The following is a 13,784-nucleotide window of genomic DNA, read 5'->3' on the forward strand; positions in this document are numbered from 1 at the left end:
CGGGCGACCCTGGAAAAGGCGTTGCAAATGGTGGCCGACGAGCTGGGAGCCGAAATAGTAATCATGGGGGCTGACCTGCAGGCCGAGGGAATTACGAAAAATCAATCTTTCGGACTCGAAGAACGCGACCAATCCGCCCGAGAAATTTTGCAAAAGATCATGATTCGGGCGAACTCTGACGGTAAGCTGGTATATGTGATTAAGCCCCCTGCAGGGGGCAACGGAGAGGCTCTCTACGTTACGACGCGCGCCGCCGCTAAGGGACGAGGCGACACGCTGCCCGCCGAGTTCGCGGAAAAGTGAATCCGGTTCGATGCGGGTGGCATCGTCAGAGGCGTCTTAGCGGATCGCTGCCCAGCCAGTTTCGGGAACGCGACCATGGAATTGTTCGCGATCACCTGCACGACGTGCCAGGCCCGGCTGAAGGTGCGCGATCCGGCAGCCATTGGCAAGATTCTGGCCTGCCCTAAATGTCAGAGCATGGTGCAGGTCGTCGCGCCCGCTGGTTGGCGACCGAGTGCGCCGGCGCCCGCGCCGGCACCGATGCCCGAATCGGCCCCGCACGCCAGTGGCGTCGACGCCAATTCCGGCAGCGTGACGCTGAATATGATTTCGCCCGATTATGCGCGCGCCGCGAAACAGGCGCAATCTACTGCGTCGCAGAAAACGCCCGCAGCTGCCAAGGCTTCCATCGCAGCTCCCACCGCGGCGACAGACGCAGTGCCAACGACAGCGCTAACATCGGCACAGGCGGCTGCATCGGCCGCACCGCTGGTTGCCTCGAATCCTGTGACGGCGCCGGTTGACCCCTACTCGGAAATCAATCCGAACGATATTCCTCCGGTGCCCATGGACGAGCCCGGCGAAAGCCTGGCTACTCGGCTATTGGAAGGAGCCGTGCGTCATCGACTGGTGCTGCTCTGTTCTCCGGTGGCGGCGCTAGTGATCGCTCTCTTGGCATGGATCTTGTTTCGTCCGGGCGACGTGGCGAATGCACCGCCTTCGCTCGCTGATTCGCAATCAGTTGCTGTCGATGCCCCGGCCGATAACACGGATCAACCTGTAGAGGCCGTGCCCAACACGGACGTAGTTCAAGTGGCCGCCGACGGTGCGGCGCCCGGCGCTACCGCCGAGCAACCAAAAGTCGCGGACACAGGGCAGGACGATCCGGCCGCCGCGACTCAGGCTGAGCAGGCACCTGCGCACGAGGACACGGCCAACGCTGACACCGGCTCGGCAGAACCCGGTGCCGAGCCAGCGGCTGAACCTGCCGGGGCAGATCAACCGGCGGCGACGGTCGCTGCGCGACCGACCACCGATCGGGCGCTAGTCCCAGCGGCGAAACAACCGGTCTCCCCCTTTGCCCCGCCGCAAACTCCGGCGGCAATCGAGAATACGGCCGCGGACGCAAATCAGGCCGAGATGGCGCCCGCGGCGCCTGCCGCTAATGCGACGGAACCGGCCGACGATGACGTGCTGGTGGCGCAAGAGTCGGCCCCGCAAATTGACGTCCCCGAGCGTTTGGACGATCCATTGACGGCCATTCAATTCAAGCGCGTGACGCTGGCCGACTTCTGTGACTTTTTGTCGCGATTGAGCACCATACCGATCACGCTGGACGTTGACGGAATGGCCGCGATCGGAGCCCGGGCCAGCGACTTGATCTCGATCACGGCCGAGGACACGACCGTCGGCCAGGTGCTGGTGGAAGTGCTGGCCAAACGTGGATTGGTTCACGTCATCCACGGCCAGCAGTTGACAGTGACTTCGCCGGAGGGACGGGCGGGCGGCGAGGCAACCATCCGATACGATGTCCACGACCTGGCGGCTGCCGGCGGTGATAACGCGGGGCATTTGGCCACGCTGGTAGCCCGCTATGCAGCGCCCGCTGCTTGGCAAGAACATGGCGGCAGCGGTCGCATAACAAGCAGCGACGACGAGCTGATCGTCGAGCAGACGTCGCTGGTGCAGCGGCGCGTGGTCGACTTTCTTAACAAGCTGCGTGTCGTGCGCGGCGTGGCGGCAAAGGACACGGCCCGCAGCGAGGAAGTGTCCCTGAAGACTCGCTATAGCCGCGCCAAGACCATTCTCGACAAGCAGGTCACCGCGAATTTTGGTTTGGAAACGCCGCTGTGCGAGGTACTGGCCTGGCTGGCGCGCAACACGGGGGCACGGATCCTCATCGACGAGGCATCGTTGGACGAAGCAGGCTTATGGTGCCGCTCGCCGGTCACCGTGATCGCCGATCACGAGGCATTTTACGAAGTGCTCACCGGACTCTTGACCCCGGCCGGCATGACTTACCGCGTCGTCGACGAGCGAACCCTGCAGGTCTTCGCCCGACGCAGTTTGCCAAATCGCCTGGAGTTCGAGGTTTATCCCGTCACCGGTTTGCTGGCCAACCGGCTTGATCCGCAGGAGATGCTGGCCCGACTGCGTGATCGCTTTGATGCGGCCTCTTGGATCGAAGGGGGTGGATTGGGTTCGGTTGAGCTCGACGAAGCCGGCAAGTGCTTGCTTGTGGTGCAAAGCCCCGAGTCGCAAATTCGCATGGAGCATTTGCTGTTGCGAGCGCAAGCGCCGAATCGCGCCGCCAAATAAATGCGCGCGTCATCAGATCGATCCCGTATCTTTTCTCGGGAGCGCACTTGAGAAAAACCAAGTGCAGCACGGCCGCCACGACGATTTTTCCGCGGTCTGGCATCTTGCGGCCGGCCCCCCTGCAGCGCAGAATATCTGCATGACCTCGACCCATACCACCTACTGGTTCTGGTTTTACTTTACCCCGACGGGTCGCGGGGCCGGAGGACGTATTTAATCCTCACGCGACGAGCTGTAGCACCAAAGCCCCGACGACCCAAGACTGGTCGTCGGGGCTTTTTTTGTTCCTATTTCGCAACCATTACGTTTCCGCTTTCAAATCGCAACTTTCCTGGCACGGCGCGTCCTGAACAAAGCCCTCGTTTTTTTGTCGCACAGGGCAGCAAATGGGTTCGTCCGCCGTCGCACCACCCCACTATTCTCCAGAGGAGTCCAACCGGTGATCGTCGTCATGAAAAAAGATGCTACGCGGGAGCAAATCGATCACATGGTCGAGCGCATTTCCAAGCTGGGGCTGAAGCCGCATGTGCTCAACGGAGTTGAGCGGACTGTCGTGGCGGCCATCGGCCCCGAGCGCGACGGGCTGAAGGAATCTCTGGAAAGTGGCGTCGGCGTGGCCGAAGTGCTGCCGATCCTGGCTCCCTACAAGATCGCCAGCCGCGAGGTAAAGTCCGAGCCGACCGTGATCCGCACCGGCAGCCTGACGCTAGGCGGCAATACGATCGGCGTCATCGCCGGCCCCTGCTCGGTCGAGACCGAGGAACAGTTGCTCTCAACAGCGCGCGCCTGCCAGGCCGCCGGCGCGACGGCACTGCGCGGCGGCGCTTTCAAGCCGCGCACCAGTCCCTATAGCTTCCAAGGCTTGAAAGAAGACGGGCTGAAGTTGCTGGCCGCGGCCCGCGAAGCAACCGGCCTGGCCGTGGTCACGGAAGTAGTGGCCACGGAGGACGTCGCGCTCGTGGCCCGTTATGCCGACGTGCTGCAGATCGGCGCTCGCAACATGCAAAACTACCGCCTCTTGGAAGCGGCCGGCAAAGGGGGCAAGCCCGTGCTGCTGAAGCGCGGCCCCAGCGCCACGATGGAGGAGTTGCTGCTAGCGGCCGAATACATCCTGGACGCCGGCAACCCCGACGTGATGCTGTGCGAGCGCGGCATTCGCACCTTCGAAACGCATACGCGTTTCACGCTGCCGCTGGCCTCGGTGGCCTACCTGCACGCCAAGACACACTTGCCGGTTGTGGTCGATCCCAGCCACGGCACAGGTCATACCTACCTGGTGCCGCAAATGGCCGCAGCCAGCGTGGCCGCCGGCGCCGATGGCCTGATCCTCGAGGTTCATCCCGACCCCGAAAACGCGCTATCCGACGGCTACCAATCGCTCACCTTTAAACAGTTCGCCGACACAATGGCCCTGTGCCGCCGCGTGGCCGAAGCGCTGGGGAAGAAAATGTAGGAAACGATGCACTCGAAAGGATAAATGCTGAACGGCCGGCACCCACGGCGTGCCAAACTTGCCGTCCCGAATTCACCATTTTGCATTCTGCATTTATCATTTCTCTTGACACCGTACGACACCTGCCGTAAGATCACGGACATGGTTACGGCAGCGGTCGTACAGCGGGGCCGGAACAATTTCCCGTAGAGGCGCGTGATGGCGAAGGAAGTGCCTACGCTCGGCGAGCTCGAGATTCGCATACTGGGGCTGGTCTGGCATCAGCAGCCCTGTACCGAGCGTACGATCTGGGACCTGGCGCGCAAGGAACGGGCAGTGGGCCGCACCACGGTGCTCAAGACCATGCAGCGCTTGGAAGGTAAAGGGCTGTTGGTGCGTGTGCCTGGCGAGGTTCCGGTGCAATTCCGCGCCGCTGTCGAACCGCAGCGGCTGCTGCCGTCGCTGGTGGAACGATTCGTCGAACGCACATTGGGCGGTTCGACGGCTCCGCTAGTGGCCTACCTGGCGGATCAAGAGAAATTAAGTGCCAAAGACCTGGCCGCGCTGCGGGCGATCGCCCGCAAACTGACTGACGAAAAACAAGACTCGTAAGGGGCCACACCACGTGTCCGCCGCGACTTGGAACTTGTTGGCAGCCGATTGGTCGGCCCTACTGATCGCCGTCGTCTGGCAGTCGACGCTGCTAGCGGCTGTCGTGGCAGTCGTGGCCTGGCTACTGCGGCGCTCGACCCCGTCGATCCGCTACTGGTTGTGGCAGATCGTGGCGATCAAGATTCTCTTCGCGCCGCTATGGACGTTAGCAGTTCCCTTGGCATGGGTACCTGAAGTCTCGCCGTTTTCCGCCATGTCGTCGCGCGAACACGTGGCTTCGACGCCGCCCGCCGCGGCGCAGTCCAAGTCCGCCCTGGCGGAGTCGGCCCTATTGACGGCCCGCTCGTCGCCCGTGGCGCCATCGCCGCCGGCCGCCGAAACTGGGACGCCCTCGCTGCCGATCGCGCCCGGCGGACCAATGGCCGTCCCATCAACGTCGGCGCTGTCCTGGCGAGCCTGGTTGATGTTCGCATGGGCCGTGATTGTCGTCGCACAATTGGTCGTGCTCTTGGGGCAGCGAGCACGGCTGGTAAGGCTATTGCGCCAAGCGTCGCCGGCGAGCGCGGCGCTCGATACGTTGGTCGCTCAATGTGCGACCCGGCTGCGACTCGGACGTGTGCCGCGTGTATTGGTGACTGAGGTGGAGTGTTCGCCGTTTGTGTGTGGGCTGTCGCGAACTGTGATGGTGCTACCCCGCTCGCTCGAATCCCTTCTGCCCCAAAACGAAATCGAGCCCGTGCTGATCCACGAGCTGGCGCATGTGAAACGTTATGACTTGTTTTTCGGCTGGATTCCTCAGCTCGCGCGGATGTTCTACTTCTTCCATCCGATCGCCCACCTGGTGGCGTTTCGTACCCGGCTGGAAGCGGAATTGGCCTGCGACGGTTGGGCGATGGCCGAAAGCGGTCATGGTGCGGGCGCCTACGCGGACTTGCTGGTGCGCGTCGTGAGCCGCTTGTCGGAGCCCGCCATGCTGCGCAGCGGCTCAACGGCATCGGCCGGGCTGGATGGCCAAGAATCCTTGTCGGACACGTAAGAATGACCCTCGGGCGATACAAAAAATCCTTGTGCTGTCAGGGGCGTCTGCGGCGGAATGCTTCGATTCCCGACCGCGGGAAGACTTGCCACAAGCGCTCACAGAGAGCACAGAGAAGGCAGGAGGCGACTGGATTATGAATGCAAATTGGCATGAACGACGCATGAAATCGGCACGGGCGCAGATCCTGCCCGCTGCCCTCGGCCCGCTGCATTCGACTGCCTTCGGCCCGTGGGCTACGTCATTTGGGGCGAGCTCGACCATGCGATTGAGCGCATTTTGGAAGCACAGAATGGCCATGTTGCCGTCGACCAGAAACACAATGCAAGGCACATCGCGACGCGCGATCGGGATGCTGTCCGTGGCAGCGCTCGTCACGCTGTCCGCGCCAACGGTGTACCTTTCGCACGCACCGGCCGCCGCACCCGAGCAGCCGGCAGTGCGGCAGCCGACTGCTGCGGACCAACGGGGGCCGGACGAAGAGAAAGCTGATGGCCGGCCCGTGCGCGTCGACTTGCCGGGGGGCGGAGTGCTGGAACTGGTTGCCGTCTGCGAGCATCCCTCGCAAGGCAAGCAATGGTGGGCACCCGACGGCAGCCTTATCGAGCCCCCCTATCAGAAGTTCGAGAACGAGTGCGATACCGAGGACCTGATGCGGGAAATGGCCGTGCGGTGGGTCAAACGCCCTGACGAGGGCGTAACGGTTCGCTGGGGTCCCAAGGGAGATATCTCGGCGAACGGAATTGGCCTGCCGCTGGATGCCGAAGGACTCCGCATCAAGGACCTCGAAGCAACTGACTTTGCAATCCGCCATAACCCTAAAATGTGTGGTCTATGGATCATGGTCGCGGCCGGACCTTGGGAGAATCTATGCGCCATGGAGGCGGACGACAATGGAATGGGCTACGCCGATGCAAAACACGCCTTCGCGTTCACGCGGGCCTTCGAAGCGGCGGACAAGATCGTTCTGATTGTTAGCCATGATGTGCTTGAGGATGATGTCCGTATCGTCGCGGTCGGGCGCGATGGCAAAACAATCCACAATGGCGCGTGCCAGGGAGGCGGCATGAAGAAATTCCGCATGACCACCGCCACTTTTTCGGATCTCAAACTGGCGGACGTACTGGAATTTCGCGTGCAGTCGCGGCCGTTCGAGCGCTTCGAGATTCGCGACATTTCGTTGTGGCCCGGCGAGCCGACGAACCCCAAGGTCGTCAAGATCACCCCCGCGCGTCAACAAATGGATCGCACTGATGCCATCCTACGTCAGCAGTTGGAGTTACTGGACAAGGTGGACGGGTCGACCGACGTGAATAATCGAACGGAACGTACTTCTGTGGATCGTTGATCGCTCAGATTAACCACGTGCGACAATCGCATTGTAAAAGCGAGCATGCAGAGATCGTCCAATGAAGTCCGCCACGAACATACCGTCTGTTACTGCGTCTGGCACAGAACGGAAGTGTCGACGGGCGGGCCCCGCGCCGTACGTTTTCGGCCCCTGGGGTACGGCCCTCACCGCGCATCATTCCGTTGAGTTGAGCACATTCTGGAGGCGCAGAATGGCATCGCTACCGGCCACGCGGCGCGCCAATGCCGAGCGATCGCGCCGCGCAACGCTGGTGCTGGTGTTGATCACTGCCGGCAGTTTGGCTGCGCCGACGTTGTACCTGTCGCGAGCGCCGGCAGCCGTTCCCGACATTCTGACAACTATCTCCGATCCGCAACCGACAGCGGTGGCCGATGACGATTCTTCTGCGACTCCTGTTGGAGCCACCGCGCAAATGACCGAAGGGCAGCCGGTGCGTGTCCAACTGATTGGTGGCGGCGTATTCGAGTTGGTCGCCGTCGGTGAGCACCCGTCGAAAGACACCGAGTGGTGGGCTCCCGATGGCAGCCCGGCCGCAGTTCCCTATCAAGATTTTCGCAGCCGCGTGGGTCCCGAGATCGGAAATTTCGTCCGCGAGGTCGCCGCCCGCTGGGTAGAACAACCGCCCAAGGGCACGAACGTCTCGTGGGGCATCAAAAGAAGCGGATCGGGTGCCAGCGGCCAAGCGCTCGATGACAATGGTAAACCCATCAAGGATTTGGAAGCCCTCGCGCAGGCGTTTCCCGCCGACACCAAGACCTGCACGATTGAAATAACCGTCGCCCGCGGTGAGTGGGAGACGCTCGCCGAGACGAACGGCCAGTCAATTATGTCGATTGGAGGTCCCAAATATGGCTTCGCCTTTTCCCCGACCTCCGAGCGGGAAGGCAAATTGGTCCTTGTTGTTAGTCATAATGTTACCGGCAAAGACGTCCGGGTGATCGCCGTCGACGGCGACGGCAAGACGTTGGCTGTCGGCTCGTCGAGCAGTGCCGGTGCCAGTGGGTTTACGCAGATTTCGGCGCAATTCAACAAAGACAAGGTGCAAGGCGTGCAAAAGTTCGAGGTCCAAGCACGCGACTACGAGCGCTATGAAATCCGCGACGTATCGCTATGGCCCGGCGAAAAAACGTTGCCGCTGGTGGTCAATGTACGTCTCCGCAACCGCATGGAACTGTGGGACAAGTTGGATAAGCCGGTGAGATTTCACCCAGACTAGCGCGTGGCAAGCCGTGGCGTTTAACACGCTTTCAAGAGTCACAAAATCGGTTCCGCGCCCTTACGCGGACGTTCGTATGTCGGTGGAGGCACCTGTGGAACGTAAACCCGCTGCGTACGCAATCATGTCGACGAGATTGAATATCCGACAAGAATTTGGCCCTTGGGCAACAACCTTCGAGACGGGCCACACAGCCCGGCTCGGCACATTTTGGAAACGGAGAATGGCCATGCTTCCGTTCACTAAAAAATCGACTCCTCAGCTATCGCGGCGCGTGGCGGCGGTGCTCATCGCTGTGACCGTCTGTGCCGTGGCCGTGCCGACTGTATACCTGTCGGATGCGCCTCAGGCCAATGCCGATGAGACCTCGCCAGCGGCACCAGCACCCGTCGCCAGTGAGAGCGCAACATATGTCGATGGTGAGACCGCGGTCGAGTTCCTGCCTGCGCCGTCGCCCCAGGAAAAGCGCATCATGGTTTTGCTCGATACACCGCGCGACTGGAATCTGTCGCACCAATCGTTCGACGGACTGGTGAAAGCGGTGGGTGACGAGGCGCGCGTCACGATCTTCAACGTGGCAGAAATCGGCAACGATACCAGCGACCGGATCCTGTACGGCATCTCACTGCGGGCACTTTTACGGCTGCTCGACCTGGACCACGCGATCAGGGACGGTGTGTTGTTCATCGACCGCAATCGTGACGTTGCAGAGGCCGAAGCGGATGCGTTCACGCGCACGTATCCCGTCGCCGACCTGCTACCGCCCCGAGAGCAGAACGAGACCTTGCAGTCGCCGAAGGCTTTTTACGAGTCGCTTTTGACCCTACAAGAGACGCTAACTGCGACCATCGATACCAAATCGTGGAAGGAAAACGGCGGCTTTGCCACGATTTCGATCGTTCCTACGTCGGCTTGCCTGGTGATCACGCAGACCCCGTCGGGTCACGAGCATGTTTTAACGCTGCTGCGATCATTGCGCGCGGCCAAGCGGATCGCGATGGACCGAAAATCGCCAGCAGGCCACAGATACTAATGGTGAGGGCAAGAAGATGAATATACGACAAGAATTCGGCCCCTGGGCAACAACCTTCGAGACGGGCCCGGCGGTCCGGCTCGGTACATTTTGGAAACGGAGAATGGCCATGCTTCCACTCACCAAGAAATCGATTCCGCAACTCTCGCGGCGCGTGTCGGCAGTGTTAGTAGCGGTGGCCGTCTGTGCCGTGGCGGTGCCGACGATCTACCTGTCGCGTCCGGCACAAGCCTTGGCGGAGCAATCGGAAAACAACGCTTCGACAGGGGGCTTTGTCGTGTCGTTGGTCGAGCAAGTCGAGGCTGCGCCAACGGTAGCCTATGTGCAATCGACGTCGCCGGTGACACCGGCCGCTGCCACGGTTCCCGGGCCGGTAGCGGCCGCTGCTACGGTGCCCGCCGCCGGGACTTTCCTGATCGCGCCGACAGCCGCAACGGCCCCGACGGCGGCAGTGCCGGCTGGCACGCCAAAGACGTCAACGCCGGCTGCCGCTCCGAAGGCACTGCCGATTGGCGCGCCTGCTGCCGCAGCGGCAGTGAACGCGCCCACGCCTGCGGCCGTCTATTCTGCGCCTGCGCCCGGGACGTTCGAACTCGCGCCCAAGGGCCCTTCGTCGGTTGAATTTTTGCCGCGGTTGTCGGTGAGTGAGAAGAAGATCACGACCACGCTCGACGATCCGACTGACCTGGAGTTCGCCGACACCCCCCTGTCCGATGTCTTGGACTACATCAAAAGCAAGCATGCCATTGAGATCCAGCTCGACGAGAAGGGGCTGAACGAGGCGGGCGTCGCCACCTCGACGCCCATCACCAAGAGCATTAAGGACGCATCGTTGCGCTCGGCGCTGCGAATGATGCTAGGAGACCTCGACTTGACGTACCTGGTACGGGATGACGTGCTGTGGATCACATCGCAAGAGAAGGCCGTTGCGATGCCGATTACGCGTACGTATCCGGTGGCTGATCTGCAAGATGATGGCACGTCAGGGGGCGCTGGCGGCGGCTATGAAGCGCTAATCAAGGCCATCACCACCATCATCGATCCCGAATGTTGGGATTCGGCCGGAGGCCCGGGGAGCATTGTGGCCGTCCCCTCGGCCAAGAGCATCGTCATCTCGCAGGCCTACGCGACGCACGAAAAAGTGCTGGAATTGTTGCGTGCACTGCGTGCGGCCCGCGAACTGGACGACAAGCGTTCCAGCAATTCGTCTTCCACGAATACGTCGCCACGCGCGAAGTAGTCCAAGGCGAGATGCCTGGGCAGGCGTGCGACGTTAAAAGAATATTTCGATCGCTATGCACCCATCCCGCGAGACTCGCGCGTGCGCAGCGGCAGCCGCAGGCGGCGGCGTTCCAGCAGGCTGCGATTGGCCGGCAAAGCGATTCGCCCCGGCGTGCGGCGCGGGCGATTGGTGCGCAGACGGCGACGCGACATGGCGTACAGGCCTAGTCCCAGGGCGCCCCAGCCGAGCAGCACGACCGACCGAGGTTCAGGCACGCTGAACACCAGGAATGTAGGAGCCGTCAGCCCCGTGCCAATGAACGTGCCCAAGGGCGCTCCATCGGTGCCGAATTTCAGGACCTCGCCCGCCGCGGTGTTAAGATCCTGGCCCGAGAGATACAGATTTCCGTCCGGCCCAAAGGCCAGATAGGCCGGATTGAAAGGATTGTTGCCGGCAAACGAAAGGACGGTGCCGTCTGGTGTGCCGCTGGGGGTAAAGCGAACCACCTTCGGCGCGCCGCCGCCGATATCGAGTACGTACAAATCCCCATCCGGACCGAAGCTGAGCGATGTGGGATTGATCAATCCACCGGCCGTGGGGCTAGTGAAATCCGCAAGCGGCGCCGGCGGACTCCCTTTCGCCACCAGTATGTTGGCAGAGCCTGGATTAACGACGTACAGGTTGCCGCTCGAATCGAAGGCGACATCACCGGGCTGATCGAGCGAGGCGCTCGTGATCGCGCCCTGCGAGTTGCCCAGAGAGTCGTAGATGTGGACATTCGAGAGTGTCACATCGGCGACGTACAAAGACCCGCCCGGGCCGAAGCGCATGCCCTGGGGATTTTGCACATCATGGCCATCGTTCTGGCCGTTGAAGGTGACGAAGGGTCCGGCACCGATCTGGGCTCCGGTTGTGGGGTCGTAGCGAAAGATTTGCGCCGGGTCCGTGTTGCCCGCATAAAGATCGCCGTCCGGCCCCATGGCCAGGCCGGTTGCACCGAGCAACGAGATGTCGGTAAACGACGGCAAGGGCGCGCCGGTCACAGCGTCGAACCCGTGAATGACGTCGCCGTCGGTGACGTACAGCGCCTGTGGCGCCGCGTAGCAACTCGAAAATGGGGCCAAGATGCCGCCGCACACGATCCCCGCTTGTAGCAATCGCACGAACCAGCGGTTATGGACATGGTGTTCGATCAAAGTCGTGTCTCCCTGCTCGCGCACGACAGTTCCCTGCGTCGAACGCTCGCAACTGTTCATGAGAAACAGTGCCATGTCGCGCGCAGGCAATTGCCTGCGGCATTGAGACGGAATTACTGGCCCGCCAGCATGGCGCGACCACAGCACCGGAAAGAAGGTCAAAGGCTAGAGAGAACGTTCGCTAGCTGCACCACGGTGAGAAACATGAAGGAACGTCGCTACTATAACGTCGCGCGAAGTGAAAAACAAAGAATTTTTGTAAAAACCAGCAAGGTCGTGCAGATCAGCAAGAGGGCCCGCCACGTTTTAACCGACCGGTACAGTCCCCCATCTGCTGGCCAGCTGACCGTGCAGCAGTTAAAACTATGGGGTTGCCGGCCAGCGTCCCCCGGATTTGGGCCAGCGACGACTGTGCCGGCCGCCACGGCCCTGGCACTTTTTGATTGCCTGGGGCACCAGCGAATTGTGCCCCCCTGCCCTGCCCCGCTAGATCACGCCCGAAACCGTTTCCTGCTGGAGTTGAGCATGAGCGTTACCGAATCGGCCAAGAGTTCCACCGCCAGCGCCAGTCTGGCCGCCGCGGCCAAAACGGCTCGCGACAAGCTTGATGCCCACACGTACGAAATCGTGCAGTGGCACTTTCATCCGTCGACGGGTTGCCCCTTTTGGCTGGAATACGCCGGCAAGCAGAAGTTCGACCCATTGAAGGAAATCAAGAACTACGACGACCTGCACAAGTTCGAGCCGTTTCAGGATGAATGGCTGCGCGGTGGCCCGGTGCGCCGCTGGGTCCCCAAAGCCTATGCCGATCGGCCGATTTATGTCTTCGAGACCGGTGGTACAACGGGTGTACCCAAGAGCCGTATCGCGATCGACGACTTCCGCACGGACTACGAACTGTTCAGCCACACACTCCCTGACGAGTACTTTCCCAAGGGGGCGAATTGGCTGATGCTCGGTCCCTCGGGCCCGCGCCGGCTGCGGTTGGCCGTGGAGCACCTGGCCCAATATCGCGGAGGCATTTCGTTCTGCATCGATCTCGACCCTCGCTGGGTGATTAAGCTGATCAAGAAGGGTTGGATGGAGCATCTCGAGGCTTACAAGGAACATTGCATCGACCAGGCGATCACGATCCTTGGCGCCGGGCACGATATCCGCTGCATGTTCACGACCCCCAAACTATTGGAAGCGCTGGCCGTGGCACTCGAGAAGCGCGGATCGAGCATCCGCAAGGCCGGCATCACAGGCATTTTCTCGGGCGGGACCGAGTTCACGCCGCAGTGGACCCGCTTCGCCACCGAGGAGTTTCTGGAAGGCGTCTACATGACCCCCACCTACGGGAATACGCTGATGGGACTGGCCTGCTCGAAGCCTGTCACGGCGGCTGACAATTACAAGATCACCTACTACGCTCCGCAGCCGCGGGCCGTGGCCGAAGTGGTCGATTTCACGGACTCGAACCGGGTGGTGGAATATGGCCAAACGGGGCGCGTCAAGCTGACCACCCTGACCAAGGAATTCTTCGTCCCCGGCTTCCTGGAACGGGATGAGGGCGAGCGCGAAGCCCCCTACGAGAAGTACCCTTGGGACGGCATCAGCGGTGTGCGCCCCTTCCACGAGTTGGCCGAGGCCACCACCGTGGGTGTGTATTGACCGCCACGACCGCTCTGTAATGATTCATCGCGCAGACGACGGGAAATCGATGTTTTGCCGGGCACCCGCAAACGCCTGGCTTGGGCAATGCAAAAAACGTCAGGTCGACGAATGCCTGACCCACAAAACCGGAGACTCGCCACGTGCTGAATCTGCCCGTCCTTCGCTGGGGAAAGCCGTACGAATCGCTCGAGCTCGATCAGGTGGTGCACTTCCTCACCGGCGAGCCCATTGCCAAGGTCAGCCAGGCCAATGGCGGGTTGTTGCAGCGCGACATGCGCTTTGCACAGCGAGCCCGCGATGTGCTCCGCGAATTGTCGACCGAGGACTTGATCGCGCGGGTTAAGAAGGCCGGCGAGTTGTACCTCAACGCCACGTTGCCGATGGGTGACGGGCAGCAGAGCCCCGAGG

12 protein-coding genes are annotated in these 13,784 nt (G+C 61.7%); 11 read left to right on the plus strand and 1 reads right to left on the minus strand.

All coding sequences use genetic code 11. The features are described 5' to 3' along the window. From VGG64_00840 to VGG64_00880, 9 genes are all read left to right on the plus strand, one after another. On the plus strand, positions 1-303 hold a 303-nt coding region (locus VGG64_00840; GenBank protein HEY1598116.1), incomplete at its 5' end, for a hypothetical protein. A 75-nt stretch (positions 304-378) separates the two neighbouring features. After that, entirely contained in the window at positions 379-2,601 is a 2,223-nt protein-coding gene (locus VGG64_00845) for a hypothetical protein (protein HEY1598117.1), read from the plus strand. Between the two features lie 439 nt (positions 2,602-3,040). Continuing rightward, entirely contained in the window at positions 3,041-4,054 is a 1,014-nt protein-coding gene (aroF, locus tag VGG64_00850; GenBank protein HEY1598118.1) for a 3-deoxy-7-phosphoheptulonate synthase, read from the plus strand. Between the two features lie 198 nt (positions 4,055-4,252). Then, positions 4,253-4,645 carry a BlaI/MecI/CopY family transcriptional regulator gene (locus VGG64_00855; protein HEY1598119.1) on the plus strand — a complete coding sequence of 131 codons (393 nt, stop codon included), beginning with the start codon at positions 4,253-4,255 and terminating at the stop codon, positions 4,643-4,645. 13 nt (positions 4,646-4,658) lie between these two features. Then, positions 4,659-5,681 (plus strand): M56 family metallopeptidase, encoded by a 1,023-nt coding sequence (locus tag VGG64_00860; protein HEY1598120.1) that lies wholly within the window; start codon positions 4,659-4,661, stop codon positions 5,679-5,681. Positions 5,682-6,003: 322 nt separating this feature from the next. Continuing rightward, on the plus strand, positions 6,004-7,029 hold the full coding sequence (locus VGG64_00865) for a hypothetical protein (protein ID HEY1598121.1): 1,026 nt from the start codon (positions 6,004-6,006) through the stop codon (positions 7,027-7,029). A gap of 214 nt (positions 7,030-7,243) precedes the next feature. Then, on the plus strand, positions 7,244-8,269 hold the full coding sequence (locus tag VGG64_00870; protein HEY1598122.1) for a hypothetical protein: 1,026 nt from the start codon (positions 7,244-7,246) through the stop codon (positions 8,267-8,269). 229 nt (positions 8,270-8,498) lie between these two features. Next, positions 8,499-9,302 (plus strand): hypothetical protein, encoded by an 804-nt coding sequence (locus VGG64_00875; GenBank protein ID HEY1598123.1) that lies wholly within the window; start codon positions 8,499-8,501, stop codon positions 9,300-9,302. A gap of 109 nt (positions 9,303-9,411) precedes the next feature. After that, a complete protein-coding gene (locus tag VGG64_00880) occupies positions 9,412-10,542 on the plus strand; it encodes a hypothetical protein (GenBank protein HEY1598124.1) in 1,131 nt (376 codons plus the stop codon). 53 nt (positions 10,543-10,595) lie between these two features. On the opposite strand, the gene VGG64_00885 is transcribed toward VGG64_00880, so the two are convergent. Beyond that, entirely contained in the window at positions 10,596-11,780 is a 1,185-nt protein-coding gene (locus VGG64_00885) for an NHL repeat-containing protein (GenBank protein HEY1598125.1), read from the minus strand. 465 nt (positions 11,781-12,245) lie between these two features. Here VGG64_00885 and VGG64_00890 point away from each other — a divergent pair, with 465 nt between their 5' ends. Both VGG64_00890 and VGG64_00895 read left to right on the plus strand, forming a co-directional pair. After that, positions 12,246-13,373, plus strand: a complete 1,128-nt coding sequence (locus tag VGG64_00890) for a hypothetical protein (protein HEY1598126.1) — start codon at positions 12,246-12,248, stop codon at positions 13,371-13,373. Between the two features lie 143 nt (positions 13,374-13,516). Further along, on the plus strand, positions 13,517-13,784 hold a 268-nt coding region (locus VGG64_00895), incomplete at its 3' end, for an aldehyde dehydrogenase (GenBank protein HEY1598127.1).

The sequence above is a fragment of the Pirellulales bacterium genome (genome assembly GCA_036490175.1).
Taxonomy (GTDB): Bacteria; Planctomycetota; Planctomycetia; order Pirellulales; family JACPPG01; genus JACPPG01.

Excerpts from the sequence above, each read along its gene's own strand:
- VGG64_00845 (HEY1598117.1), top strand. The coding sequence starts at position 379 with ATGGAATTGTTCGCGATCACCTGCACGACGTGCCAGGCCCGGCTGAAG.
- VGG64_00855 (HEY1598119.1), top strand. The coding sequence starts at position 4,253 with ATGGCGAAGGAAGTGCCTACGCTCGGCGAGCTCGAGATTCGCATACTG.
- VGG64_00865 (HEY1598121.1), top strand. The coding sequence starts at position 6,004 with ATGCAAGGCACATCGCGACGCGCGATCGGGATGCTGTCCGTGGCAGCG.
- VGG64_00870 (HEY1598122.1), top strand. The coding sequence starts at position 7,244 with ATGGCATCGCTACCGGCCACGCGGCGCGCCAATGCCGAGCGATCGCGC.
- VGG64_00875 (HEY1598123.1), top strand. The coding sequence starts at position 8,499 with ATGCTTCCGTTCACTAAAAAATCGACTCCTCAGCTATCGCGGCGCGTG.
- VGG64_00880 (HEY1598124.1), top strand. The coding sequence starts at position 9,412 with ATGCTTCCACTCACCAAGAAATCGATTCCGCAACTCTCGCGGCGCGTG.
- VGG64_00885 (HEY1598125.1), bottom strand. The coding sequence starts at position 11,780 with ATGAACAGTTGCGAGCGTTCGACGCAGGGAACTGTCGTGCGCGAGCAG.
- VGG64_00890 (HEY1598126.1), top strand. The coding sequence starts at position 12,246 with ATGAGCGTTACCGAATCGGCCAAGAGTTCCACCGCCAGCGCCAGTCTG.